At 51.8% G+C, this 25,553-nt stretch carries 24 protein-coding genes; 23 read left to right on the forward strand and 1 reads right to left on the reverse strand.

The features are described from left to right. The first annotated feature begins 13 nt into the window (after positions 1 to 13). The 10 genes from mnmG (at position 14) to ACFSDB_RS11080 (ending at position 9,592) form a co-directional block, all read left to right on the forward strand. Positions 14 to 1,903, forward strand: coding sequence for a tRNA uridine-5-carboxymethylaminomethyl(34) synthesis enzyme MnmG (gene mnmG, locus ACFSDB_RS11035; RefSeq protein ID WP_204893143.1), 1,890 nt, complete (start codon positions 14 to 16; stop codon positions 1,901 to 1,903). 81 nt (positions 1,904 to 1,984) lie between these two features. Continuing rightward, complete coding sequence (rsmG, locus tag ACFSDB_RS11040; RefSeq protein WP_204893144.1) at positions 1,985 to 2,698, forward strand: 16S rRNA (guanine(527)-N(7))-methyltransferase RsmG; 714 nt, start codon at positions 1,985 to 1,987, stop codon at positions 2,696 to 2,698. A 106-nt stretch (positions 2,699 to 2,804) separates the two neighbouring features. Further along, the gene (gene noc, locus ACFSDB_RS11045) at positions 2,805 to 3,674 is read left to right on the forward strand and encodes a nucleoid occlusion protein (protein ID WP_204893145.1); all 870 of its coding nucleotides are present in this window, start codon (positions 2,805 to 2,807) and stop codon (positions 3,672 to 3,674) included. A gap of 174 nt (positions 3,675 to 3,848) precedes the next feature. Continuing rightward, positions 3,849 to 4,610: a ParA family protein gene (locus tag ACFSDB_RS11050; RefSeq protein WP_204893146.1), complete on the forward strand. Its 762-nt coding sequence runs from the start codon at positions 3,849 to 3,851 to the stop codon at positions 4,608 to 4,610. Then, entirely contained in the window at positions 4,603 to 5,436 is an 834-nt protein-coding gene (locus tag ACFSDB_RS11055) for a ParB/RepB/Spo0J family partition protein (RefSeq protein ID WP_204893147.1), read from the forward strand. Before ACFSDB_RS11050 ends, ACFSDB_RS11055 begins: the two co-directional genes overlap by 8 nt. 528 nt (positions 5,437 to 5,964) lie before the next feature. Continuing rightward, the gene (locus tag ACFSDB_RS11060; protein ID WP_204893148.1) at positions 5,965 to 6,678 is read left to right on the forward strand and encodes a DUF554 domain-containing protein; all 714 of its coding nucleotides are present in this window, start codon (positions 5,965 to 5,967) and stop codon (positions 6,676 to 6,678) included. Between the two features lie 22 nt (positions 6,679 to 6,700). Beyond that, on the forward strand, positions 6,701 to 7,633 hold the full coding sequence (locus ACFSDB_RS11065; protein WP_204893149.1) for a mechanosensitive ion channel family protein: 933 nt from the start codon (positions 6,701 to 6,703) through the stop codon (positions 7,631 to 7,633). A 15-nt stretch (positions 7,634 to 7,648) separates the two neighbouring features. Continuing rightward, on the forward strand, positions 7,649 to 7,852 hold the full coding sequence (locus ACFSDB_RS11070; RefSeq protein ID WP_204893150.1) for a DUF951 domain-containing protein: 204 nt from the start codon (positions 7,649 to 7,651) through the stop codon (positions 7,850 to 7,852). A gap of 133 nt (positions 7,853 to 7,985) precedes the next feature. Next, positions 7,986 to 9,086: a redox-regulated ATPase YchF gene (gene ychF / locus ACFSDB_RS11075; RefSeq protein WP_204893151.1), complete on the forward strand. Its 1,101-nt coding sequence runs from the start codon at positions 7,986 to 7,988 to the stop codon at positions 9,084 to 9,086. Between the two features lie 119 nt (positions 9,087 to 9,205). Further along, positions 9,206 to 9,592, forward strand: coding sequence for a gamma-glutamylcyclotransferase family protein (locus ACFSDB_RS11080; RefSeq protein ID WP_204893152.1), 387 nt, complete (start codon positions 9,206 to 9,208; stop codon positions 9,590 to 9,592). Positions 9,593 to 10,184: 592 nt separating this feature from the next. Here ACFSDB_RS11080 and ACFSDB_RS11085 read toward each other — a convergent pair. Beyond that, positions 10,185 to 10,745 carry a DUF3267 domain-containing protein gene (locus ACFSDB_RS11085; RefSeq protein ID WP_204893153.1) on the reverse strand — a complete coding sequence of 187 codons (561 nt, stop codon included), beginning with the start codon at positions 10,743 to 10,745 and terminating at the stop codon, positions 10,185 to 10,187. 175 nt (positions 10,746 to 10,920) lie between these two features. On the opposite strand from ACFSDB_RS11085, the gene rpsF reads away from it, so the two are divergent. From rpsF to ACFSDB_RS11150, 13 genes are all read left to right on the forward strand, one after another. Next, complete coding sequence (rpsF, locus tag ACFSDB_RS11090; protein WP_036810883.1) at positions 10,921 to 11,208, forward strand: 30S ribosomal protein S6; 288 nt, start codon at positions 10,921 to 10,923, stop codon at positions 11,206 to 11,208. A gap of 42 nt (positions 11,209 to 11,250) precedes the next feature. Beyond that, on the forward strand, positions 11,251 to 11,730 hold the full coding sequence (gene ssb, locus ACFSDB_RS11095; protein WP_036810886.1) for a single-stranded DNA-binding protein: 480 nt from the start codon (positions 11,251 to 11,253) through the stop codon (positions 11,728 to 11,730). A gap of 56 nt (positions 11,731 to 11,786) precedes the next feature. Beyond that, a complete protein-coding gene (gene rpsR / locus ACFSDB_RS11100) occupies positions 11,787 to 12,023 on the forward strand; it encodes a 30S ribosomal protein S18 (RefSeq protein WP_036810891.1) in 237 nt (78 codons plus the stop codon). Between the two features lie 153 nt (positions 12,024 to 12,176). Next, a complete protein-coding gene (locus ACFSDB_RS11105) occupies positions 12,177 to 13,127 on the forward strand; it encodes a YybS family protein (protein ID WP_204893154.1) in 951 nt (316 codons plus the stop codon). Between the two features lie 14 nt (positions 13,128 to 13,141). Next, entirely contained in the window at positions 13,142 to 15,118 is a 1,977-nt protein-coding gene (locus ACFSDB_RS11110) for a DHH family phosphoesterase (protein WP_204893155.1), read from the forward strand. Beyond that, on the forward strand, positions 15,115 to 15,564 hold the full coding sequence (gene rplI / locus ACFSDB_RS11115) for a 50S ribosomal protein L9 (protein WP_204893156.1): 450 nt from the start codon (positions 15,115 to 15,117) through the stop codon (positions 15,562 to 15,564). Before ACFSDB_RS11110 ends, rplI begins: the two co-directional genes overlap by 4 nt. Before the next feature lie 13 nt (positions 15,565 to 15,577). Continuing rightward, entirely contained in the window at positions 15,578 to 16,933 is a 1,356-nt protein-coding gene (gene dnaB / locus ACFSDB_RS11120; RefSeq protein WP_204893157.1) for a replicative DNA helicase, read from the forward strand. A 132-nt stretch (positions 16,934 to 17,065) separates the two neighbouring features. Beyond that, on the forward strand, positions 17,066 to 18,352 hold the full coding sequence (locus ACFSDB_RS11125; protein WP_204893158.1) for an adenylosuccinate synthase: 1,287 nt from the start codon (positions 17,066 to 17,068) through the stop codon (positions 18,350 to 18,352). A gap of 900 nt (positions 18,353 to 19,252) precedes the next feature. Continuing rightward, complete coding sequence (locus tag ACFSDB_RS11130; RefSeq protein WP_204893159.1) at positions 19,253 to 20,689, forward strand: peptidoglycan DD-metalloendopeptidase family protein; 1,437 nt, start codon at positions 19,253 to 19,255, stop codon at positions 20,687 to 20,689. Positions 20,690 to 20,877: 188 nt separating this feature from the next. Next, the gene (yycF, locus tag ACFSDB_RS11135; RefSeq protein WP_204893160.1) at positions 20,878 to 21,585 is read left to right on the forward strand and encodes a response regulator YycF; all 708 of its coding nucleotides are present in this window, start codon (positions 20,878 to 20,880) and stop codon (positions 21,583 to 21,585) included. A 5-nt stretch (positions 21,586 to 21,590) separates the two neighbouring features. Beyond that, on the forward strand, positions 21,591 to 23,414 hold the full coding sequence (walK, locus tag ACFSDB_RS11140; protein WP_204893161.1) for a cell wall metabolism sensor histidine kinase WalK: 1,824 nt from the start codon (positions 21,591 to 21,593) through the stop codon (positions 23,412 to 23,414). After that, entirely contained in the window at positions 23,411 to 24,751 is a 1,341-nt protein-coding gene (locus tag ACFSDB_RS11145; RefSeq protein WP_204893162.1) for a YycH family regulatory protein, read from the forward strand. Before walK ends, ACFSDB_RS11145 begins: the two co-directional genes overlap by 4 nt. Beyond that, positions 24,738 to 25,550: a two-component system regulatory protein YycI gene (locus ACFSDB_RS11150; protein WP_204893163.1), complete on the forward strand. Its 813-nt coding sequence runs from the start codon at positions 24,738 to 24,740 to the stop codon at positions 25,548 to 25,550. Before ACFSDB_RS11145 ends, ACFSDB_RS11150 begins: the two co-directional genes overlap by 14 nt. Positions 25,551 to 25,553 lie beyond the last annotated feature (3 nt).

A 25,553-nucleotide genomic window follows, 5' to 3' on the forward strand; every position in this document is an offset into this window, starting at 1 on the left:
GGAATGAACGGACATGCCACAATACGAAGCAGGCACGTTCGATGTCATCGTCGTAGGCGCCGGACATGCCGGAGCGGAAGCTGCTCTTGCATCGGCCCGCATGGGTGCGAAAACACTTGTGTTGACGATGAATCTGGATATGATCGCATTTATGCCATGCAACCCGTCTATCGGCGGACCTGCAAAAGGCATCGTTGTACGTGAAATTGACGCACTTGGAGGCGCCATGGGGCGCGTGATTGATAAAACACACATTCAAATGAGAATGTTGAATACCGCAAAAGGGCCGGCTGTCCGCGCATTGCGCGCTCAGGCTGACAAAGTGCTTTACCAGCAGGAAATGAAACGCCTGATGGAAGAAGAAAAGAATTTGACACTTCACCAGGGGATTGCCGAAAAATTGGTGGTCGAAGACGGCAAAGTGACCGGATTGATCACGCAAGTCGGCGGCATCTACCGGGCGAAATCCGTCGTCATCACGACAGGGACGTTCCTGCGCGGCGAAATCATCATCGGCGATCTGCGCTATTCAAGCGGTCCGAACAACCAGCAGCCGTCGATCAAATTGGCGGAAAACCTGGAAGAGCTCGGCTTTGAGACGGTCCGCTTTAAAACGGGTACGCCGCCGCGCGTCAACAGCAACTCCATCGATTACAGCAAGACCGAAATCCAGCCGGGCGATGATGTGCCGCGGGCATTCAGCCACGAAACGACGGAATTCATCATGGACCAGCTGCCTTGCTGGCTGACCTATACAAACGAAAAAACCCACCAGATCATCGATGACAATCTGCATCTGTCGCCGATGTATTCCGGAATGATCAAAGGCACCGGTCCACGTTATTGCCCGTCGATTGAAGACAAAGTGGTGCGTTTCAACGACAAGCCGCGCCATCAGATCTTCCTGGAGCCGGAAGGCCGCAATACACGCGAGGTTTACGTACAAGGGCTTTCAACGAGCCTGCCTGAACACGTGCAAAGACAGCTCCTGGAATCGATTCCGGGGCTTGAAAAAGCGGAAATGATGCGTGCCGGCTATGCCATCGAATACGATGCCATCGTGCCGACGCAATTATGGCCGACGCTTGAAACAAAACAGCTCGAGAACCTTTATACTGCAGGCCAGATCAACGGGACGTCCGGCTATGAGGAAGCTGCTGGCCAAGGCTTGATGGCGGGCATCAATGCTGCTGCCAAAGTGCTTGGCAAAGAAGAAGTGATCCTCAGCCGTTCAGACGCCTATATCGGCGTACTGATCGATGATCTTGTGACAAAAGGGACCAATGAACCGTATCGTTTGCTGACGTCGCGTGCAGAATACCGTCTATTGTTGCGCCACGACAATGCGGATATGCGGTTGACGGAACTCGGCCACACAATCGGCATGGTCTCCGATGAACGCTACGCAAAATTCCAGGCGAAAAAAGCGCGAATTGAAGAAGAGATCAAGCGCTTGAGAGGCATCATGATCAAGCCGAATGAAGCCACCCAGCAATTGATCAGGGATGCAGGCGGCAGCGAATTGAAAGACGGCATCCGCGGCGCGGACCTATTGAAGCGTCCGGAGATGACCTATGACATGATCGCTCAGCTGACGGCTTCCGAAGTGGATCTGGAAGAAGAAGTGAAAGAACAGGTAGAGATTCATATCAAATATGAAGGCTATATCGAAAAATCGCTTCAGCAAGTGGAAAAACTCAAGAAAATGGAGAACAAAAAGATTCCGGAAGACATCGATTACCATGCAATTTCGGGGATTGCGACCGAAGCGCGCGGCAAATTGGCGGAAGTCCGTCCGCTCTCCATTGCACAGGCTTCCCGGATTTCCGGTGTGAACCCTGCTGACATTTCGATTCTTTTGGTGTATATTGAACAAGGAAGAATCGCGAAAATATCAAGCTAAGCAAGACCGATAAAACGTGGGCTGGTTTGTGCCAGCCCATTTTTACATAGAAGGCGAAATAGAAGAGGGAGGCAGACGGGCATGAACGAACAGCAATTCAAAGAAGCCCTCAGCGCAAAAGGGATCGAGCTGACCGACACACAAATGGCTCAATTCCGCACATATTTCGAAGAGCTGGTCGAATGGAATGAGAAGATGAACCTGACGGCGATTACGGACCAGCCTTCGGTTTACCTGAAGCATTTCTACGATTCGATCACAGCCGCATTTTATCTCGACTTCACCAAGCCGATGAAAGTGTGCGACGTTGGTGCCGGGGCCGGATTTCCGAGCATCCCGCTGAAGATCTGCTTCCCGCAGATTGAAGTGACGATTGTGGATTCCTTGAACAAACGGATTCAGTTCCTGGAGCATCTGAGCAAAAAATTGAATCTTTCCGGCGTGCAGTTTGTCCATGCACGGGCAGAAGATTTCGGCCAGTCGGAACACCGTGAAAAATACGATCTTGTGACCGCCCGGGCAGTTGCCCGCCTTTCCGTGCTGGCTGAATTATGTGTGCCGCTCGTGAAAAAAGATGGTTTGTTTGCAGCGATGAAAGCTGCGTCAGCGCCGGATGAATTGAAAGACGCTGGAGGGGCGCTAGAAAAGCTCGGCGTTAAAAACGAGAACGTATATTCGTTTTTATTGCCGGTCGAAGAAAGCGAACGCCATATCCAAGTGTTCCGCAAATTCAAGACGACCCCGAAGAAGTACCCGAGAAAAGCGGGGACGCCGAACAAATCGCCGCTTGTTTAATCCATGCGGTGCAAGGGATGTTCCACGTGGAACATTGCAAGGAAGGTATCCAGTCATAGGGCAGCGAATACTATACAAGTGAGCTTTTAAAAGGTGGTGCTTGAGGATGAAAAGTCCTTTCTCCCGTTTCTTCGGGGGCAATGAAAAAGCGGATGAACCAGAAGAACAACAGCCAATCGAATCGGTGAAGGACCCTTCGGAAGAAGTCGTCAAATTGCCGATCGATAAAATAAGTGCGAATAAATTCCAGCCGCGGACAGTCTTCGATGAAGAGAAAATCGAAGAACTGGCCCGGACGATTCATATGCACGGCGTAATTCAGCCGATTGTCGTGCGGATGACCAATGAAGAGGGGACCTATGAAATCATTGCCGGGGAGCGGCGCTTCCGGGCAATGTCTTCATTGGGCTGGGCAGAAGTGCCGGCCATCATCCGCAATTTGAGCGACAAAGAAACGGCTTCGATTGCATTGATCGAGAACCTTCAGCGGGAAGAGCTGACGGCCATTGAAGAGGCGAATGCGTATCAGAACTTGTTGGAGATCCATGCGATCACCCAGGAAGCATTGGCGCAGCGCCTTGGAAAAGGGCAGTCGACAGTAGCCAATAAACTGCGTTTATTGAAGCTGCCGGATGAAATCCAGCAAGCGCTGCTGGACCGCCAGATCACTGAGCGGCACGCCCGCGTGCTGCTGCAGCTGAAGGATGCCGCGGTGCAGAAGAAGATGTTTGACGAAACGATTGAGCAGAACCTCAACGTCAAACAGCTGGAACTGAAGGTCGAAAAGCTTTTATCTGTAGAACCGAAGAAACCGAAGCCGCGCCGAAAAGCGTTCAGCCGGGACGTCAGGATTGCCGTCAACACCATCAAGGAATCATTGAACATGGTCAGCAAGAGCGGCATCGATGTTTCGACCGAAGAAGAAGAGCATGATGAGTATTACCAGATCACTGTGAAAATCCCGAAGAAAAAATGATAAAAAAGCCCTTTCCGACCAAGGAAAGGGCTTTTATTATGCGAATGTAACATTCTTTTCTACAAAGATTTGCTACAATGGATAAAGATGTACCAAAAAAATATGCGTTATTGATGGTATTCGTCACGTGAGCGCAGTAAAATGAGAGAAGTATGAAAGAAAGTTGGTGCAAGTGTGGGTAGAATTATTGCGATCGCCAATCAAAAAGGCGGCGTAGGAAAAACGACTTCTTCAGTAAATTTAAGTGCCTGCCTTGCTTATTTGGGCAAGAAGGTCCTGTTAATAGATATCGATCCGCAAGGGAACGCGACGAGCGGAGTCGGCGTCAACAAAGGGGACGTCGACCAGTGCATCTATGAAGTGCTGATTGATGATGTAGATGTCAAAGACACGATCATGGAGACGAAAGTGGAAAATCTTCACGTTGTGCCGGCTACGATTTCACTCGCAGGAGCGGAAATCGAGCTGGTGTCCACGATGTCCCGCGAGGTGCGCTTGAAATCAGCGCTGCAGGAAGTCAAAGAAATATACGATTACATCATCATCGACTGTCCGCCGTCACTGGGGCTATTGACCATCAATTCATTGACGGCTTCAGATGCCATCATTATCCCAGTCCAATGTGAATATTATGCGCTTGAAGGATTGAGCCAGCTGCTCAGTACAGTCCGGCTGGTCCAAAAGCATTTGAACCACGACCTGGAGATCGACGGAGTTCTTCTGACCATGCTCGATGCCCGGACAAACTTGGGTCTGCAAGTCATTGAAGAAGTGAAAAAGTATTTCCAGGACAAGGTATACCGGACGATCATTCCGCGGAATGTCCGCCTGAGTGAAGCACCGAGCCACGGAGAACCGATCATCATATACGATCCAAAATCCAGAGGCGCAGATGTCTACTTAGAATTAGCAAGGGAAGTGATTCGTAATGGCTAAAGGATTAGGTAAAGGGATAAATGCATTATTCCCTGGCGAATCATTGAGCGAAACGGAAAAGATTTCACAGATCAAAATCGGGCAGCTGAAGACCAATCCGTACCAGCCCCGAAAGATTTTCGATGATGCTGCGCTCCAGGAATTGTCAGAATCGATCAAAGAACACGGCATCCTTCAGCCGGTTGTTGTCCGGAAGCACGGACAGCATTTCGAGCTGGTGGTGGGGGAGCGCCGTTTCCGCGCCGCTAAGCTTGCCAAGCTCAAAGAAGTGCCGGCGATCGTCAAGGAATTGACCGATCAGCAGATGATGGAACTGGCGATTCTAGAGAACCTCCAGCGCGAGGATCTGACGCCGATTGAAGAAGCGGAAGCTTATCAAAAGCTGATGGAAGCCCTGAGCCTGACACAGGAGCAGCTGGCGTTCCGCCTCGGCAAGAGCCGTCCGCATATTGCCAACCATGTCCGTCTTTTGGCATTGCCGGAAACCGTGCGGAATATGATTTCGGACAAAAAGCTGACAATGGGCCACGGCCGGACCTTGCTCGGTCTGCGCTCCAAAAAACTCATTCCGGAAACCGCTGAAAAAGTGGCGAAAGAAGGGTTGAACGTCCGCCAGCTGGAAAATCTCGTCCAGAAATTGAATGAAGATGTTCCACGTGAAACAATCGAGAAGAAAAAGGACTTGTTCATCGAAGAAAAGCAGTCTGAACTCCGCGACCGCTTCGGGACGAATGTCCAAATCAAGAAAACAAAAAACAAAGGGAAAATCGAAATCGAATTTTTCTCTGAAGAAGACCTGGAACGCATACTTGAAATCCTAAATTGAGCCGCGCCTATTCCTTGGAAAAGGGATAGGCTCTGTTATGTTGTGGAAATGGGCAAGCAACTTGAATGGCCTTCTAAGCGCTATAAGACTTTTTCGATATATGTTGAAGCAAGGATCTGTAATAACCGATATTCCGCAAAACAGCTGCGCTTGCCGCGGGCTCGCGTCTAAGCCTCCTCAGTCGCTGACGCGACTTGCGGGGTCTCAGCCGTCTCGCTATTCCGCTGGCGTCTCAGCTGTTTTGCTTCATATCTCAGATAGCTCTACTAAAACGGATAAAGTTACCAGCTTTTAAAGGGCGAAACCAGCGCCGGCGCGTCCACGGGCTGGGCGAAGCTATGAGACGAGTGTCCTTCTCGGCTCATGGCGGGAGCCGTGCCCAAAGCGCCGAAGCGGCATATAAAATCTCGCTTCATTAATTCAACCTATACGGACACAAAAGCATATTTCTATCTACATATGCAAAAAGACGTCAAAACTAAATAACGAAACGCTGGCTTCGGGAGTGAGGAAGGGGAAGTACGTAACATGGTTCTCTTAGGAACGTTGATCAATGCGGTTTTAATTGTAGTGGGAACTTTAATCGGACGGGCGCTTCGGAATATTCCTGAAAAGATGAAGGAAACAGTATTGTATGCCATTGGCCTTGCGGTCGTAGTCCTGGGTTTGCAGATGGGCTTTGAAAGCAACAATTTCGTCGTGGTCATCGTCAGTTTAGTGATCGGGACGGTCATCGGCGAATGGATGGACCTGGATAAGATGCTGAACAACTTCGGACATTGGATTGAAGAAAAGCTCGGAGCGAAAGAAAGCAAAGGAAGCATCGCGCAAGGGTTTGTCACGGCAACGCTCATTTTCGTCATTGGCGCCATGGGCATCATCGGAGCGCTGGAAAGCGGCTTGGCCAATGAACATGGCGTATTGATTTCGAAAGGGCTGATTGATGGATTCACTTCCATCATCCTGGCATCGACGCTTGGCATCGGCGTATTGCTGGCAGCGATTCCGGTATTCGTCTACCAAGGATTGATTGCGCTGTTCGCAACACAGATCAGTTTGATCATTCCGGACGCTGCGCTAGATATGTTCATCACGGAAATGACAGCAACGGGCGGCGTCATGATCGTCGCCATCGGTTTGAATATGCTTGGAATCACAAAAATGCGTGTGGCGAATTTCTTGCCGGGCGTAGTCGTAGTAGCATTTATCGTCACGGTCATCTATAAGCTGAATTTGGGGTAAGGCAAGTGAGGAAGGTGAAACAATGAGTGTGAAAACAGGTGCAGAAACAGCCGCAGAGACGGCGAAGAACGTTGAAAAAGCGGCATTGGAATGGAAGAACGTCCTGCTTGATGAAGGCATGTGGCTCAGTATCGGATTCGTGTTGATCAAAGTGCTGATGATCGTCATCGTTGCAGCGATTGTGGTGAAAGTGGCCAAAGCGCTCATTCGGAAGACGTTTTCGGTGCGCATCAAAGGGCCATTGAAATACAACGAGCGGCGCCAGCAGACGATGTCTAAACTGTTGGAGAACGTTGTGGCGTATGTGGTGTATTTTGTCGCCATCATCGCCGTTTTGTCGGCGTTCACGATTGATATTACCGGGTTGATTGCAGGGGCCGGGGTGCTCGGCCTGGCCATCGGTTTTGGTGCACAGAACCTGGTGCGCGACGTCATCACCGGATTCTTCATCATTTTTGAAGACCAGTTCTCGGTGGGGGATTATGTGCGCATCGGACAGGCGGAAGGGACGGTTGAGGAAATCGGCCTCCGGACGACCAAAGTGAAAGGCTTCACCGGGGAGCTGTTCATCTTCCCGAACGGCAATGTCACCGACGTCGTCAACTTCTCGATCCACAACTCGATTGCGGTCGTCGATGTCAACATCTCATATGAATCGGATATGGCGAGAGTCGAGAAATTGATCCAGGAATTCCTGGTGGATATCCAGGATAAGTACGAACAGATCATCAAGCCGCCGGAATTGCTCGGGGTGCAGAACTTGACGACGACAGAAGTGGTCATGCGGGTCATCGCCGAGACGCTGCCGATGCAGCATTTTGCGGTATCGCGCGGCATCCGCCGGGATTTGAAGGAATACCTCGACAAGCAAGGCGTAGAAATCCCATATCCGCGGATGGTTATGGTGCAGCGTTCGCCGGAAGACACGAATCCGTCGGTAATTGCCAAAAAGTGAGTAGGAGGCAGGGCCATGGAAAAGAAAGAATACGGATTGAATGACATTGTGGAAATGAAAAAAGGCCATCCGTGCGGCGCAAATGCCTGGAAAATCATCCGGATGGGCGCCGATATCCGCATCAAATGCGAAGGGTGCCAGCACAGCGTCATGCTGCCGCGTGTAGAGTTCAACAAAAAGATCAAGAAGATCCTGGTGAAAGCCGAAGCGGCGGAATAAAAGCCGCGGCGTATAAGAAGAATATTATATTTGTATAAGTTTTGAAAAATGGACAGATGGCGCTTCTATTCCTATAATGGAGAGGTTGCAAAAAAAATAATTCGTTTCCTATAGAAGAGAGGTTGTGAATCCTATGGCATTGACTGCAGGGATTGTAGGTTTACCAAACGTGGGGAAATCCACTTTATTCAACGCGATCACAAAAGCGGGGGCTGAAGCAGCCAACTACCCGTTCTGTACGATAGACCCGAACGTCGGGATTGTAGAAGTGCCGGACGAGCGACTGGACAAATTGACGGAATTGGTCGAGCCGAAAAAGACCGTTCCGACAGCTTTTGAATTCACCGACATCGCAGGCATCGTCAAAGGCGCCAGCAAAGGTGAAGGGCTTGGAAATAAATTTCTTTCCCACATCCGTGAAGTGGATGCCATCGTTCAGGTGGTCCGCTGCTTCGCTGATGAAAACGTCACGCACGTATCCGGCAAAGTGGATCCGATTTCGGATATCGAAGTCATCAACCTTGAACTGGTTCTTGCGGATATGGAAAGCATCGAAAAACGCATCGCCCGCGCAGCGAAACTCGTCAAACAGAAAGACAAAGATGCCGTTGCTGAAGAGCCGGTATTGATGAAGCTCCGTGAAGCGTTTGAAGCCGGCGACTTGGCCCGTTCGATCGACTTTACAGAAGATGAACTGCGCATCGCGAAAAACCTGAACCTGTTGACGCTGAAGCCGATGCTTTATGTCGCGAACGTGGCAGAAGATGAAATCGCAGATGCCGATGACAACGAATACGTCCAGCAAGTCCGCGATTATGCAGCGAAGCAAAATTCGGAAGTAATCGTCGTTTGTGCGAAGATCGAAGAAGAAATGGCTGAACTGGATGACGAGGAAAAAGAAATGTTCCTGGAAGAGCTGGGCATTGAGGAATCGGGTCTGGATCAATTGATCAAAGCCTCTTATAACCTACTTGGACTGGCGACGTATTTCACTGCCGGCGTGCAGGAAGTGCGCGCATGGACGTTTAAAAAAGGTATGAAAGCTCCGCAATGTGCGGGCGTCATCCACTCCGACTTTGAACGCGGCTTTATCCGCGCAGAAACAGTCGCTTATGAAGACTTGGTTGAAGCGGGTTCTATGGCTGCTGCAAAAGAAGCCGGGAAAGTCCGCCAAGAAGGCAAGGAATACGTCGTGAAAGACGGCGACGTCATGTTGTTCCGCTTTAATGTGTAAGTTTCAGGTTTATGCAAGTGGCGGAACGGCTATGTATGACTCAGTATGAAAACACGCCACGGAATATAACCAAACTGGCTGGATGCGAAGGCATCCAGTCTTTTACAGGAGGATCGAACATGCTTTTATTTGTATATGGAACATTGAAGCAAGGCGGGAAATACCATTGTTATCTGGGGGAAGCCGCTTTAGTCGCAGAACACGCCACGGCAAAAGGGACATTATACGATTCAGGAATGGGCTATCCGGCGATGGCCGTTTCAGATGAAGGCGGGATTCAAGGCGAGGTTTACGATATTCCTGAAGAGCTTTGGCCCGCCATCGATGATCTGGAAGGATATACGGATGGAGCAGCGACCGACCTTTTCGACAAGATTGAAACCACTGTCAACGCTGCAGGCGAAGTGCTGAATACATTCGTCTACGTTGCGAAAGATCCGGCATTGCTTCAAAAGCAAGTGGAGTCAGGCGTCTGGGACGTCCGCATCCCACAAGAACAGGTGTAAAACCAAAGCCCCGATGCTTACGCGTCGGGGCTTTTTAGATTGTTGAGAAAGAGATAAAATACTTGTCTCCTAATCGATATTCCGCAAAACAGCTGCGCTTGCCACGGGCTCGCGTCTAAGCCTCCTCAGTCGCTAACGCGACTTGCGGGGTCTCAGCCGTCTCGCTATCCCGCAGGCAAGTATCGGCCAAACAGCATTTGTCCGGTACTTTGCGACGAAGCGCGTAGCGCTGCAGGAGCAGTACGGTTTTCTCCGCTGTTTTGCTGCATATCTTGGATAGCACTGCTAAATAAGCAAGGTATCAACTTTTAAAGAACTGTACCAGCGCCGGCGCGTCCACGGGCTAGGCGTAGCTATGAGACGGATGTCCTTCCCGGCTCATGGCGGGAGCCAAGGTGGTGCCGGGCACTTTCGGCAGCGCCTTGGCGACGAGCTTGCGCAGGAGCAATGCCCTTCCTGTTTCGAAGCTAGCGTAGCGATGCAGAAACAATCGTCTTTGCTCTGCCCAAAGCGCCAAAGCGGTATAACTACTTTATTCCATTCATTAATCGACCTCTGAGAGGTTTTTCGACAAACTTTAAAGCCCTGATGCTTACGCGTCGGGGCTTTTGCTATGCGGTTTTTCGTCGAAGATGTGCAGGCGCGGCAGTTCCGGGTCATCGAGCACCCAGGCGCTTTTCGGTTCTTTCAGCAACGCTTTGTACATATAGAAGTCGCCGTAGGCACCGGCTGCCAGCATCGCGGCAAGCAGGACCAGCACTTGGTCGCCGATCCAGAAGCCGATGAGCCCCGGAATGGCGGCAGTCATCCAGAAGGGCAGAAGCAGCGCTTTTTTCATCGCTTTGACCGGAATGGGCTCAGTGGTCGTGGCATAGGCGACACCCATATCCAGATTCAATCCGACGTCCAGAGAAGAGAAGGGCACTTTGGCGAACAGGATAAAGCCGATCAAATGGAACGCTTCGTGGATAAAGATCAGAACAACATATCCGATGATAAAATAAAGGATGCCGGGAATCGAAAAAGAGAAATCCAGCGGTTCGGCCAGAAAATGAAAAGCGGCTGCAAATCCAATAAGAAACAGGACGTTTGCCCACAGCGCTTTCGGGGCAACTTTCCGCACTTCCATGGTGATAATGCGGGACCTTTCCACGTCATCACTCCTTTCGGCGTCTTGCTTCAATTATAGCTGAGGAAGGGGTGAAAAACATAGTTGCGGCACATCGACGCTTGTGATACAATACATTGATGTGAGTAATAATATGAATTGCTTGCTCCTTGCCCGCTGGAAACAGCAGGGCCCAAGTCCATGAGGAGGTGACAACACGATGAGAGAGTATGAACTAATGTACATCATGCAGCCTGCAATTGAAGAGGAAGCGAAAAAAGCTCTAGTTGAGCGTTTTAACGATATCCTTACTTCAAACGGTGCTGAAATCATCGAGTCGAAAGAGTGGGGTAAACGTCGTTTAGCTTACGAAATCAACGATTTGCGTGAAGGTTTCTACCAGATCGTAAAAGTAAACGCTGGTTCTGAAGCTATCAACGAATACACACGTCTTGCGAACATTAACGAAGACATTATCCGTCATATCGCAGTACGCAAAGACGCGTAAGGCATATAACGAAAACCATGACTTAAAGGAGGTTGAATTCTGATGATTAACCGAGTTGTTTTAGTCGGAAGACTGACAAAAGATCCTGACCTTCGCTACACTCCAAGCGGAGCGGCGGTTGCCCGTTTTACACTTGCTGTAAACCGGACATTCTCCAATGCGCAAGGCGAGAAGGAAACAGATTTTATCAATTGTACTGTTTGGCGCAAACAAGCTGAAAACACGGCGAACTTCTTGAAAAAAGGAAGCTTGGCTGGTGTGGAAGGCCGCATCCAGACTGGAAGCTACGAAGGACAAGACGGGAAACGCGTCTATACGACGGAAGTCGTGGCAGACAGTGTCCAGTTCCTTGAGCCGAAAAACTCTGGAGCTAATGCAGACCGCTCGCAAGGGCAGCAGCCGTCTTATCAGCAGAACCAATCGCCGAGCCCAAGTCAGCAGAACTATACACGTGTAGACCAGGATCCATTCTCAAGCGGCAGCGGCCCGATCGAAGTATCGGATGACGATTTGCCGTTCTAAGAAGGACCGGAACTCACGATGAACGAAAATCCATTATAAAAAGGAGGTAATTCGATATGGCACCACGTCGCGGAGGAAAGAAACGCAAAAAGGTTTGTTATTTCACTTCAAACAACATTACTTTCATCGACTACAAAGACACTGACTTGTTGAAGAAATTCATTTCTGAACGAGGAAAAATCTTGCCACGTCGTGTTACAGGCACTAGCGCTAAATGGCAACGCAAGTTGACAATCGCTATCAAACGCGCTCGTATCATGGCACTTCTACCGTTTGTTGCGGAAGAAAGATAAGTACGATGAGGAAAGGCCGGGAAACCGGTCTTTTTTTATTGCCCTAAAATCAGGGCAGGCATGCCTGCGAGCCCCCGTTTTTTGTTCACATTCCTTAATCATGATACAATTACAAGGATGAAATCAACCCGAAAGAAGGGGAATCTCACTCGGATGCAAAATCAACAAACACGACAACTTACGAACGGTGCGATGATGGCGGCGATCTTCACAGTCCTGCTGGCAATCACGGTCTACGTGCCCGTTTTGAATTTAGCAGCGCTGCTTCTGCTGAGCCTTCCGGTGGCGTGGTACAGCGCCCGCTTTGGCTGGAAAGCGTCCGCCTTTTTTGCGGCGGTCTGCCTCCTGCTGGCCTTTATTGCCGGCGGCTTGCTGGCGCTGCCGCTCGCGCTCGTCCATGTGCCGCTCGGCCTGGCCATCGGCTTGTCGATCCATTATAAAAAGAGCAAGCTGTACATGTTCATGGGCTCGGGTCTGGTGTTTCTGCTGTCAGCCATGCTGCAGTACCTGGCGCTGATCTTCCTGTTCGGGATCAACATCCTCGAAGAAATGATGAATGAAACCAGACGGTCTGCCGAATGGTCGGCGGCTCTCATGGAAGATTTCGGCACGCAGACAGAAGAGTACAAGGAAACGCTCAATGCATTGATGACCACTTTTGAAATCCTGCTGCCTGCCTTGTTGGTGCTGACAGTATTTTTCATGGTGTGGGTCCTATTAGCGATCCAGCTGCCGATATTGAAGCGCCTGGGCACGGAAGTTCCAAAATTTCCGCCTTTTCGGGATATGAAATTGCCGAAAAGTATATTATGGTATTATCTAATCGTTCTGCTCGCCTCGATGCTGACGGATCTGCAGCCGGGCACCATGGCGTATATGGTGTTCCTGAACGCCTCCGTGCTGCTCCAGTTCCTGCTGTTCCTGCAGGGGATTTCGTTCTACCATTTCTATATCCGCCAAGAAGGCTGGCCGCAATGGGTGACGGTCCTGGTAACGGTGCTGGCGCTGCCGCTGCAGTCGTTTACAAGCATCGTCGGCATCATAGACCTCGGGTTCGATATCCGGGGCTGGGTGAAGCGGGCGCACGAGTTTAAAGGAAAATGAGGAGCTGAAACGGAATGTCGGCTTTTTTTAGACAAAGAAAGCTTCGTTATCCGCTCTTGGCGCTGCTCCTTCTGGGAGTGGCGGCGATTATTTTCATCGCCCTCTGGTCGGAATGGGCAGCCGGGATTTTCACGCTGCTGTTCGGCCTGGCTTTTACAGCCGCCTGGGTGACGGAAAAACGGGTATACGAAGAAACCGAAAAACATATTGAAACGCTCTCCTACCGCATGAAGAAAGTCGGGGAAGAGGCGCTTCTTGAAATGCCGATCGGCATCCTGCTGGTCAATGAGAATTTCGACATCGAATGGGCCAATCCCTATATGACGTCGACGCTGGAATACGATACGCTGATCGGCGAATCGCTTTACAGCTTATCGGATGAATTCCATACATTGGTGAAGTCGGATGAGATCTCAGACATGACCATCACACTCGGCAACCGCAAATACCGGGTTTATTACCGGGCGGATGACCGGTTGTTCTATTTGTTCGACATCACCGAACAAGTGGAGATCGAGACGCTGTATTATGCAGACCGCACCGTCATCGGCATTCTGTTCATCGACAATTACGATGAATTGTCGCAAGGGATGGATGACCAGACGCGGAGCAATCTCAACAGCATCGTGACGTCGCTCATCAATGAATGGGGAGCGAAGCATGGAATTTTCGTCAAACGGGTTTCATCTGACCGCTTTGTGGCCGTTTTCAACGAGTCCATTCTGAAAGAGCTGGAACAATCGAAGTTCGCCATCCTGGACGACCTTCGCGAAGTGACATCGAAAGACAATCTTGCACTGACGTTAAGCATCGGCGTTGGAGCCGGATCGGCTTCGCTTGTCGAACTCGGCAGCATGGCACAGTCCGGCCTGGACCTGGTCCTTGGCCGCGGAGGCGACCAAGTGGCGATCAAGCATCCGAGCGGAAAAGTGAAGTTCTACGGGGGCAAGACGAACCCGGTCGAAAAACGCACACGGGTGCGCGCACGCGTCATTTCACATGCGCTGCGCGATTTGATGCAGGAAAGCGACCAGGTCTTTGTCATGGGCCATAAGATGCCTGATATGGACGCAATCGGTGCGGCGGTCGGCGTGGCCAAAATGGCGGCGATGAACAAAGTCAAAGGGCGCATCGTCCTGGATTTCAACGAATACGACCGCAGCGTCATGCGGCTGATGGAAGAAATCGAAAGGGACGATGAATTGTTCGACCGGTTCATCACGCCGGAAGAAGCGCTGGCCGACATGACCGACAACTCGCTCCTGGTCATCGTGGATACCCATAAACCGTCGATGGTCATCGACGAACGCCTGCTCCAGCGCATGGAACGGGTGGTCTTGATCGACCATCACCGGCGGGGCGAGGAATTCATCACCAATACGATGCTCGTCTACATGGAGCCGTACGCGTCATCGACTGCGGAACTGGTCACCGAATTGCTTGAATACCAGCCGAAGCACGAAAAGCTGTCGATGCTCGAAGCGACGGCGATGCTTGCGGGCATTATCGTTGATACGAAAAGCTTTACGCTGCGGACCGGGTCGAGGACGTTTGAAGCGGCCTCGTATCTGCGCTCAAACGGCGCGGATACCGTACTGGTCCAGCGCTTGCTGAAAGAAGACCTGGAAACATATATGGAACGCGCGAAAATCGTCGAAACCGTCGAATTTGTTGCGAACGGCATCGCGATCGCCAGAGGCGAAGCCGGAAAAATCTACAGTCCTGTGCTCATCGCACAGACGGCTGATATCCTGCTGACGATGAAAGACGTCAATGCCTCGTTCGTGGTAGCGGAACGGTCAGAAGGCGGCGTCGGCATCTCGGCGCGGTCGCTCGGCGAAGTCAACGTCCAGATCATCATGGAAAACATGGGCGGCGGCGGCCATCTGACGAATGCCGCAACCCAGATGCCGGGCACGACAATCGACGAAGCGATCGGCCAATTGAAAACTGTAATAAAGGAACAATACGAGGAGGGCAAATCCGAATGAAAGTTATATTCTTGAAAGACGTAAAAGGCAAAGGCAAAAAAGGCGAAGTGAAAAATGTGGCAGACGGTTATGCACATAACTTTCTGCTGAAAAACAACTTGGCGAGAGAAGCGGACCAGGCGGCGATCAGCCAACTGGCCGGCCAGAAGAAAAAGCAGGAAAAAGAAGCAGCGCAAGAATTGGAAGAAGCGAAAGCGCTGAAAGAGAAGCTCGAAAGCCTAACCATCGAATTGAAAGCGAAATCCGGTGAAGGCGGCCGCCTGTTCGGCTCGATCACCACTAAACAAGTGGCGACGGAATTGGAAAAGGCGCACGGCTTCAAAATCGACAAGCGCAAGATGGAATTGGATGATTCCATCCGTGCACTCGGCTATACCAACGTGCCGGTCAAAGTGCATCCGGAAGTCACGGCGACACTGCGGGTCCATGTAACAGAAGAAGCGTAAGGTGATGAACTCCATGAATGAAACATTGGACCGCACCCCTCCGCATAACCACGAAGCCGAGCAATCGGTCATCGGGGCGATCTTCCTGGAGCCGCAAGCGCTTATCACCGTAGCGGAAATCGTCATGCCGGAAGACTTCTACCGCCTTGCGCACCAGAAGATCTTCCAGACCATGATCGACCTTTCCGACCGCGGCAAAGCGATTGATGTGGTGACTGTAACTGAAGAGTTATCGGTCAAGAAAGAGATTGAAGACGTCGGCGGGCTGTCGTATTTGGCGGAAATCGCCAATTCGGTGCCGACTGCGGCGAACGTCGTGCATTATGCGCGCATCGTCGAAGAGAAAGCGCTGCTGCGCCGTCTGATCCGGGTCGCGACCACGATTGTGGAGGACGGCTTCACCCGCGAAGACGAAGTGGAAGCGTTGCTTGCAGAAGCGGAAAAGAAAATGATGGAAGTGTCGAACCGGAAAAATGCCGGCGACTTCACCCACATCAAAGACGTCCTGGTGAAGACCTATGACAACATTGAACTCTTGCATACCCGCAAAGGCGACGTCACAGGTATCCCTACAGGCTTCCGGGACCTCGACAAGGTCACAGCAGGGTTCCAGCGGAACGACTTGATTATCGTGGCTGCACGGCCTTCTGTCGGTAAGACGGCATTCGCTTTGAACGTTGCGCAGAATGTGGCGACGAAGACCGACGAAAATGTCGCGATCTTCAGTCTGGAGATGGGCGCCGACCAGCTAGTCATGCGGATGCTCTGTGCCGAAGGCAATATCGACGCACAGGTGCTCCGTACGGGAGCCCTTCAGACGGAAGACTGGCGCAAGCTGACAATGGCGATGGGCAGCCTGTCGAATGCCGGCATCTTCATCGACGACACGCCGGGCATTCGGGTCAACGACATTCGGGCGAAATGCCGCCGCCTGAAACAGGAATATGGCCTGGGCATGATCCTTATCGATTATCTGCAGCTGATCCAGGGGCCGGGGCGCGCCGGCGAGAACCGACAGCAGGAAGTATCGGATATTTCCCGTTCGTTGAAAGGCTTGGCGCGTGAACTCGAAGTGCCGGTCATTGCACTTTCCCAGTTGTCCCGTGGCGTAGAGCAGCGGCAGGACAAGCGCCCGATGATGTCGGATTTGCGTGAATCCGGATCGATTGAGCAGGATGCCGATATCGTATCCTTCCTGTACCGCGAAGATTATTACGACAAGGAAACCGAAGACCAGAACATGATTGAAATCATCATCGCCAAGCAGCGTAACGGCCCGACCGGAACGGTGAAACTGGCGTTTGTGAAGGAATACAATAAATTCGTCACCATTGACTGGAGCCAGCACGAATCCGGCGGGGACTTCTAAACACGAACGTTGAATGTTGAGATACATTCATACGTTCGTGTTTTTCTCTGTTTTTGATTGACGAAGCGGCGTTTCGCTGATACAATGAAGACTGTTTGAAACAAGGGCATAAGCCTAACGGAGGTGCGGACGATGACATCAGTCGTAGTAGTAGGAACGCAATGGGGAGACGAAGGAAAAGGCAAAATCACGGATTTTCTATCGGAACACGCAGAAGTGATTGCGCGTTACCAGGGCGGCAACAATGCCGGCCATACCATCATTTTCGGCGGCGAGACGTATAAACTGCATTTGATTCCATCAGGGATTTTCTATAAGGACAAGATTTCGGTAATCGGCAACGGCATGGTCGTGGACCCGAAAGCGCTGGTCACAGAGCTGAAGGCGCTGCACGCACGCGGCGTGACGACGGAAAACCTGCGCATCTCGAACCGCGCACACGTCATCCTGCCATACCACATCAAGCAGGACGAAGTGGAAGAAGCAAGACGCGGAGCCAATAAAATCGGAACGACTGGTAAAGGCATCGGGCCTGCTTATATGGACAAAGCAGCGCGTGTCGGCATCCGCATGGCGGATCTTCTGGACCACGTTGTGTTCGAAGAGAAGCTGCGCATGAACTTGAACGAGAAGAACCGCATGTTCGAGAAGTTTTATGAAACAGAAGGCTTCACTGTGGAAGAAATCATGGAAGAATACTACGAATACGGCCAGGAAATCGCGAAGTACGTAACCGATACGTCGAAAGTGCTCAACGATGCCATCGACGACGGCCGCCGCGTCCTTTTTGAAGGCGCACAAGGCGTCATGCTGGATATCGACCAAGGTACATATCCATTCGTCACGTCCTCCAACCCGGTAGCGGGCGGAGTGACAATCGGTGCCGGCGTCGGCCCGACAACGATCCAGCACGTCATCGGTGTATGTAAAGCTTATACATCACGCGTTGGCGACGGTCCGTTCCCGACGGAATTGTTTGATGAAGTCGGCAACCGCATCCGCGAAGTCGGCAAGGAATACGGCACGACAACAGGCCGCCCGCGCCGCATCGGCTGGTTCGACAGCGTTGTGGTGCGCCATGCACGCCGCGTCAGCGGATTGACGGATCTGACGGTCAACTCGATCGATGTATTGACCGGCCTTGAGACGGTGAAGATCTGTACGGCTTACCGCTACAACGGCGAGCTGATCACCGAGTATCCGGCGAACCTCCGCATGCTTGCGGACTGCGAACCGGTCTACGAAGAGCTGCCAGGCTGGTCGGAAGACGTAACCGGCTGCAAGTCATTGGACGAACTGCCGGCGAACGCACGCCATTACCTCGAGCGCATCGCCCAATTGACAGGCGTCCAGATCTCCATCTTCTCGGTGGGGCCTGACCGCAACCAAACCAACATCGTCACAAGCGTTTGGAGATAAGCTTCAGAACTAATTGAATAAATGCGAAAAGAGCCGGAATACACCTTATTCCGGTTCTTTTTTTGGTTGTGGAGCAATCGATATTCCGCAAAACAGCTGCGAAGCTATTGGCCGAAGGTAGTTCGGCCGATAGCTTTGCGACGAAGCGCAAAGCGCTGCAGGAGCATATATTTTATCTGCGGGCGAGCGCCAAGCCTCCTCAGCCGCGCTGCGGCTTGCGGGGTCTCGGCTGTCTCGCTGTCCCGCAGGAGCAGTACGGTTTTCTCCGCTGTTTTGCTCCATATCTCAGACAGGACTGTTAAATAAGTAAGTTATCAGCTTTCAAAGATCTATACCAGCGCCGGCGCGTCCAGGGGCTAGGCAATAAAATGGCCCAAAAGCAGTTTGGGCCATTTTATTTGCGACGAAGCTAGCGCAGCGATGCAGGAGCAGAAGGGTTTTGCAATGAGACGAGTGGTCTTCTCGGCTCATTGTGGGAGCCATGCCCAAAGCAGCGTAAATAGGTTTTTTCGTTTATTAAATGGTTTATAAAAGATTCTCGATAGCCCAAAAAGAGCTGGAATAAACATTATCCCATCTCTTTTTTGTTGTTTTTTTTGCCCTTTTAACAAAATAGACATATTTAAAATGGGGAATATGGATGTTTATATGACAAATATGACAGGAATACATCGTGTAATTATCGATTTTATTGCATAAAAGGCTCAAACAAAGGCTTTTTCCTTACTGAAAATGCCCGGAAATCTCGGCTCTCTGGCATGTATTGGCAGCAATAAGACAGTTGGGTTACGGGGTCGGCGGCGCTGTCGCAGCCTAGGCGGAATATGCTAGAGTGGGAAAAGTTGAAGGAACAGAAAATGAAAAGCGGCAAGCGCTTTACGATAATTAAAGGAGTAAACGATGAAAAATATCCATACCAAAGGCCTCGCAGCAGGAGGCAGTGCCGCACTCAAGGCAGCTGCCGCGTCTGCCATGCTGCTGACAGGCCTGACGTTCAGCCCTGCATTCGCCAATCCCCTGGAAATGGACGGCCTCAAGCCGGTCTACCATCTGTATGATGGAGAAGAATATCTCGGTGCAGTCACCGATAAAGGCGCCGTCGATTCACTGGTTTCAGCCAAAATCGCCGAAGCCCAGCCCGCATTTGCCGGCATGGAGCTGGAAGCGGACAAAGACTTCCAAGTGATCAAAGAGCAGGTGTTCAAGCCGGCCGTCAATGACGAACAGGAAACTCTTTCGAAAGTGACGGACAGCCTGGAAGTGAAGACGCCGGCCGTCGCCTTGTCGGTCAATGGAGCCGTTGCGGTACACGTCGAAGATGAAGCGGCGTACCACGAAACGCTGCGCGAGCTGAAATTGGCTTATGCGACGCCGGAGGAATTGGCGCAGTGGGAAGAATCCGGGGATGCGGAAGAAGAAGCGGAACTGAAAGCAGGCGAGTCCCGAATCACGGACATTTCCATAAAGGCGAACCTCTCCGGAAAAAGTACACAGGCCGATCCGGAAGCTGTCATGACGGCCAAGGAGGCCGCCCATTACTTGTTGACCGGCGAACGCATCTACACGGCTTCGGACGGAGACAGCGCCCGCAAGATCGCTAAAACGTTCAGCCTGGAATCAGGGCGCCTTGCGGAGTGGAACAACGAAGCGGAATTCTCTAAGATCAAGGAAGGCACCAAGCTCGTTGTGGCAAAAGATGAGCCGCGCGTTGCGGTGGAAATCGAGAAGCTCCAGAACAAGGCAGAGCCCGTTGCGTTCCAGGAGAAGAAAGAGGACGACGCGGCGCTTTTGATCGGCAAGACGAAGGTGAAGCAGCAGGGCAAAAAAGGCGAGAAGCACGTTACGACGGCGATACTTGCCGTCAACGGCAAAGCGGTTTCGGAAGAAGTGGTCGGAGAAGAGACCGTCCGTGAGCCGGTGGACAAGATCATCGCCAAAGGCACGAAGGAACTGCCATCTATCGGCACCGGCCGCTTTGCCTGGCCTGCAGAAGGCGGCTATATTTCAAGCGAGCGCGGCCAGCGCTGGGGACGCCTCCATAACGGCATCGATATCGCCCAGCCGGACGGGCCGGCAATCAAGTCAGCTGACCACGGCGTCGTAAAAGCGGCAGGGGCAGCCGGCACGTTCGGCAACCGCGTTATCGTCGACCACCAGAATGGCTATGAAACGATCTACGCCCATTTGTCCTCGATTGACGTCAGGCCGGGCCAGAAAGTGCCGAAAGGGACCAAGCTTGGAAATATGGGGAACACAGGCCGTTCTACTGGCGTCCACCTCCATTTTGAAGTATCGTTAGATGGTAAAACAAAGAATCCATTAAATTATCTCAAATAAATGCTCAACAGATCGGCCTTCCGCAAAGGCCGGTCTTTTTCGATTCATTGCCGATTATTTCCCGGGAAATAAGGTCCGGGGAATGAGAGGTGCGAAACCTTCTTAACAGTGATAAAGTAATGGTAGAAAAGAATGTGCATCTGAACAATTCCACCGAAAAAAAGCTGGGATATGAAGGGGAGAAAATGATGAGTAAAACGATTTTGGTTGTAGACGATGAGAAGCCGATTGCAGACATTCTGCAATTCAATTTGAAGAAAGAAGGATTCAACGTGGTTTGCGCTTATGACGGCGATGAAGCGGTGAAGATCGCTGAAGAAATCCAGCCGGATCTGATGCTTTTGGACATCATGCTGCCGAACCGCGACGGCATGGAAGTGTGCCGCGAAATCCGCAAGAAATTTGATTTCCCGATCATCATGCTGACGGCGAAAGACTCGGAAATCGATAAAGTGCTCGGACTTGAATTGGGTGCTGACGATTACGTGACAAAACCGTTTTCGACGCGCGAATTGATTGCGCGCGTCAAAGCGAACCTGCGACGCCAGAACGTCGTGCCGCTTGAAGAGGATGGCCCGAATTCGAATGATATCGAAGTCGGTGCTTTGACGATCCAGCCGGACGCCTACCTAGTCCAAAAGCGGGATGAAACGATTGAGCTGACGCACCGCGAGTTCGAGCTTCTCCATTATCTTGGAAAACATATCGGGCAGGTCATGACCCGCGAGCATTTATTGCAGACGGTATGGGGCTATGACTATTTTGGAGACGTCCGCACTGTGGACGTGACCATCCGCCGCCTTCGTGAAAAAATTGAAGACAACCCGAGCCACCCGGCCTGGATTGTCACCCGCAGAGGAGTAGGCTATTACCTGCGGAACCCTGAACAGGAGTAGGTTGAATGCACAAAGTAGGTTTTTTTAAATCGATCCACGTAAAGTTCGTGGTCATTTACATCCTTCTGATCTTGCTGGCGATGCAGATCATCGGGCTGTATTTCGCACAGCAGCTTGAAGATACACTCATCGAGAACTTCACCGGTTCGATTGAAGACCGCATGAATATCGTGGAGTTCAGCGTCAGGGAAGAAATGATCAAAGAACGCACGGAAGACGACTTGACGCTGGAACAAAGCCTGCGCTCGGTCCTTTACGGTTTCCAGTCGGAAGATATCGACGAGATCCGGGTCATCGATTCACGGTACCGGATCCTTGCTTCTTCCGCCGTCGACAACCAGTCGCTCGTCGGCCAGCGTTCGACGGAAGAATTAGTGACGCAGTCCGTGACGAGCGAAACGCCGCTGGACCGGACGAAAGTCAATGCCCAGAAAAACCGGGTATGGGTCCGCACGCAGCCGATCATGGCTGAAGGCGGGGAAGTGCTCGGCACGCTTTATATGGAAGCGGATATCGAAAGCGTCTATAACCAGATGGATGACATCAACTCCATCCTGGCAGGCGGAACCGCCATCGCATTGGCCATCACGGCCATCCTCGGCGTTTTGGTCGCCCAGACCATCTCCAAGCCGATCTCCGATATGCGCCGCCAGGCACAGGCCATGGCCAAAGGGAATTTCTCGCGCAAGGTGCGCGTCTACGGGGACGATGAAATCGGCCAGCTGGCCAAGTCGTTCAACAACTTGACGAACCGCCTGCAGGAATCCCAGCAATCCACGGAAAGCGAACGCCGCAAGCTCGCATCGGTCCTGTCGAACATGACGGACGGCGTGCTGTCGACCGACCGCCGGGGGCGGGTGATCCTGATCAACGATCCGGCGCTCCGGCTGTTGAATGTTTCACGTGAAACGGTCATCAACCGGCCGATCACGTCTGTCCTGAAGCTCGAAAATGAATATACCTTTGAAGATCTGATCCATTTGAAAGAAGCTGTCACGCTTGATTTCAGCAGCTACGACGAAAGTGCGCTCCTGCGCACCAGCTTCTCGGTCATCCAAAAGGAGACCGGCTTTGTCAACGGCGTCATCGCCGTCCTGCACGACAACACGGAGCAGGAGAAGATCGATGCCGAACGCCGCGAATTCGTCGCGAACGTCTCGCATGAACTGCGGACGCCGCTGACGACGATGCGCAGTTATCTAGAAGCGCTCGCAGACGGCGCGTGGGAAGACCCGAACTTGGCGCCGAATTTCCTGAACGTGACACAGACGGAGACCGAGCGCATGATCCGCCTTGTCAACGATTTGCTGAAGCTGTCCAAGATGGACGCCAGCGAAACGGAGATCAACAAGGAGATGGTCGAGTTCAATGTCTTCTTCAATCGCATCATCGACCGCTTCGAAATGTCGAAGTCGCAGAATGTGCGCTTTGAACGCCAGCTGCCGGACGAACCTTATTTCGTGGAAGTCGATCCGGACAAGCTGACCCAAGTTATCGACAACATCATCTCCAATGCCTTGAAGTATTCGCCGGAAGGCGGGAAAGTCCGCTTTACGGTGACGGTCGAAGACGGTTTCCTCTTGATACGCATCAAAGACCAGGGCATGGGGATACCGAAAGAGAACGTCGAGCGCATTTTCGACCGCTTCTACCGGGTCGACCGGGCGCGTTCCCGTGAAATGGGCGGCACCGGACTGGGCCTTGCCATTTCAAAAGAAATGATCAACGCCCATGGCGGCGCCATCTGGGCCGAGAGCGAATACGGCCGCGGCACGACCATTTTCTTCACGCTGCCATTCGAATTGGATGACGGAGGTGAATGGGAATGAAGTATGTTGAACACATCAAAACAATCGCCCTGTTTCTGCTGATTTTCCTCAGCCTGGCACTGACGTTCAGCGTCTGGACATTCACGCCTGACTATGATGAAATCGAGGCCACGCCGGCTGTCGAAGTGGCGCTCGGCGAAAGCAAGTCCGTCGAGCGGGTGGTCAAGCCCCATAAAGTGATTTACCACGGCGAAGAAGAAACCAAAGGCACGATCAACCAAAAGCAAGTGGATCTCCTGCTCAATACTATGAAAGAATGGCAGATCAACGAAATCATGGAAGTTGAGGAAGATGCCTCTCCAGCGCTTCTAAAGTCTTATATGCATGACCCGAACCGCGCGGTCGTCTATTATCCGGCGCCGCTGCCGTTCCCTGTTTTGGGCTCGATCCTGCAAATTACAGACGAAAGCCTGCTCGAGGCCTCGTTCGACCGCATTGTCCTCGTTTGGGGAAAAAGCGAACAGCCGGAGATGACGCTGTATTTCATCAACTCCCGGTCCGGGCGCATCCATAAAGGCAATGTGGTTTCCGCAGAACTGAATCAGTTTATTCCGAGAATCGTCGAACCCGCGCTGTCGGATTTTGACACATACATCACCGAGGAAGGGGTCGGCCAGATGCCGATCTACTTGCCGGAGAACAAATTGACCGTGGATACGTACCGCTACTTGCTGGAAGACATTCCGGACAAGAAATTCGTCGACGGGCTCTTTGAAAACCCAGGGCAGGTGGAATCTTCCGGAGAGCTGACCAACGAGGAGTACAGCGATGCTTCGGAAGCGCTGATGAAGTTCGACGACAGCAAGAAAAGCATCCGCTACGTCCAGCCGCAAGCCCAGACATCGGATCCGGCAATTCCGTCCGAGCTGATTTTCGATACGGCCGATTGGATCAACAGCCATAGCGGCTGGACGAACGATTACCGGTATTTCAGCATGGAACCGCTAAGCCAGCAGATCAACTACCGCCTTTACTTGAACAATCTGCCGGTATTTAGCACAGCGCTGGCCGATAGCCTCGAGTTGACGTGGGGCATCGATGGCGAAATGGAACAGATTTTCCGCTATTACCGCCCGTATTACGTACTGGAATCCCTCGGGGAGCCGCAGCCGATGGAACTGGCTTCCGGCAGCTCTGCGCTCCACGCCGTCTCGCATACGAAAGGCCTCAAACCGGAGGCTGTGACGGACGTGATGCTGGGCTACCAGATGACGCGCGATGAAAAAGATCCGGACCGTCTCGTGGTGCTGGAGCCGACCTGGTTCTATAAAGCCAATGGAAAATGGACGCCGCTTTCAGCAGAAGAGTTAGGGGGCGATCAATTTGGATTGGAATAAAACCAAATCCATTTTCATCATTGTTTTTTCCATCCTGAATGTCTTCCTTTATTCGCTGTATCTGGACCGGTACAACGAGTCGCAGGAATACGATTTTCTGGTGGATCCCACAAACGAAGAAAAACTGAGTGCCGATGACATCACGTACGACGAACTGCCGAAAAATGTGGAAGATCAGCCATACGTGACCGGAAAGGTTAAATCATTTGTCGCAGCGGACGTACCGGGTGTAGACTTGAAAGAGAACATCCAGGAAGAGAGTTTCCTGTCGGTGAAATTCACCGAACCGCTGCCGCTCGACGGCAAAGTGAGCACCGAGACGCTCGAGGAATTTGTCGCGAAAACCGTCTACCAAGGCAAGAACTACAGTGTCTGGAAAATTGACGAGAAAGAGCGGCAAGCGGTGTTCTTCCAGAACATCAACGATAAGCCGCTGTACTACAGCGAGCGCGGTAAGCTGACGCTCTATTGGAACGAAGAGTCTGAAGTCACCAATTACGAACAGACCATTTTTGACGAGATCGAGCTCAGTGAGCAGCAGAAAAAGCTGGTCCCGGCCATCCAGGCCGTGCATACCTTGTACCAGAAGCGGATGCTGCCGACCGGCACGCATATCGATTCTGCGGAAATCGGCTACACCGAATATGTCACGGTATCTGAAGGGACCCAGATGTTTGTGCCGACCTGGCGCATCCAGGCAACACTCGAAGACGGCACAGAAAAGGAATTTTTCGTGAATGCCGTGAAAGGCGACGTCATCGAGCTGAAAGGCAAAACCGAGTCAGAAGTTACACCATAAGGA

This window comes from Planococcus chinensis (assembly GCF_042681545.1).
GTDB classification, from domain to species: Bacteria; Bacillota; Bacilli; order Bacillales_A; family Planococcaceae; genus Planococcus; species Planococcus chinensis.

Excerpts from the sequence above, each read along its gene's own strand:
- ACFSDB_RS11125 (WP_204893158.1), top strand. The coding sequence starts at position 17,066 with ATGACATCAGTCGTAGTAGTAGGAACGCAATGGGGAGACGAAGGAAAA.
- rpsR (WP_036810891.1), top strand. The coding sequence starts at position 11,787 with ATGGCACCACGTCGCGGAGGAAAGAAACGCAAAAAGGTTTGTTATTTC.
- ACFSDB_RS11110 (WP_204893155.1), top strand. The coding sequence starts at position 13,142 with ATGTCGGCTTTTTTTAGACAAAGAAAGCTTCGTTATCCGCTCTTGGCG.
- ACFSDB_RS11070 (WP_204893150.1), top strand. The coding sequence starts at position 7,649 with ATGGAAAAGAAAGAATACGGATTGAATGACATTGTGGAAATGAAAAAA.
- ACFSDB_RS11065 (WP_204893149.1), top strand. The coding sequence starts at position 6,701 with ATGAGTGTGAAAACAGGTGCAGAAACAGCCGCAGAGACGGCGAAGAAC.
- ACFSDB_RS11130 (WP_204893159.1), top strand. The coding sequence starts at position 19,253 with ATGAAAAATATCCATACCAAAGGCCTCGCAGCAGGAGGCAGTGCCGCA.
- rpsF (WP_036810883.1), top strand. The coding sequence starts at position 10,921 with ATGAGAGAGTATGAACTAATGTACATCATGCAGCCTGCAATTGAAGAG.
- dnaB (WP_204893157.1), top strand. The coding sequence starts at position 15,578 with ATGAATGAAACATTGGACCGCACCCCTCCGCATAACCACGAAGCCGAG.
- walK (WP_204893161.1), top strand. The coding sequence starts at position 21,591 with ATGCACAAAGTAGGTTTTTTTAAATCGATCCACGTAAAGTTCGTGGTC.
- ACFSDB_RS11055 (WP_204893147.1), top strand. The coding sequence starts at position 4,603 with ATGGCTAAAGGATTAGGTAAAGGGATAAATGCATTATTCCCTGGCGAA.
- ssb (WP_036810886.1), top strand. The coding sequence starts at position 11,251 with ATGATTAACCGAGTTGTTTTAGTCGGAAGACTGACAAAAGATCCTGAC.
- rplI (WP_204893156.1), top strand. The coding sequence starts at position 15,115 with ATGAAAGTTATATTCTTGAAAGACGTAAAAGGCAAAGGCAAAAAAGGC.
- ACFSDB_RS11080 (WP_204893152.1), top strand. The coding sequence starts at position 9,206 with ATGCTTTTATTTGTATATGGAACATTGAAGCAAGGCGGGAAATACCAT.
- ACFSDB_RS11145 (WP_204893162.1), top strand. The coding sequence starts at position 23,411 with ATGAAGTATGTTGAACACATCAAAACAATCGCCCTGTTTCTGCTGATT.
- rsmG (WP_204893144.1), top strand. The coding sequence starts at position 1,985 with ATGAACGAACAGCAATTCAAAGAAGCCCTCAGCGCAAAAGGGATCGAG.
- ACFSDB_RS11105 (WP_204893154.1), top strand. The coding sequence starts at position 12,177 with ATGCAAAATCAACAAACACGACAACTTACGAACGGTGCGATGATGGCG.
- ychF (WP_204893151.1), top strand. The coding sequence starts at position 7,986 with ATGGCATTGACTGCAGGGATTGTAGGTTTACCAAACGTGGGGAAATCC.
- noc (WP_204893145.1), top strand. The coding sequence starts at position 2,805 with ATGAAAAGTCCTTTCTCCCGTTTCTTCGGGGGCAATGAAAAAGCGGAT.
- mnmG (WP_204893143.1), top strand. The coding sequence starts at position 14 with ATGCCACAATACGAAGCAGGCACGTTCGATGTCATCGTCGTAGGCGCC.
- ACFSDB_RS11060 (WP_204893148.1), top strand. The coding sequence starts at position 5,965 with ATGGTTCTCTTAGGAACGTTGATCAATGCGGTTTTAATTGTAGTGGGA.
- yycF (WP_204893160.1), top strand. The coding sequence starts at position 20,878 with ATGAGTAAAACGATTTTGGTTGTAGACGATGAGAAGCCGATTGCAGAC.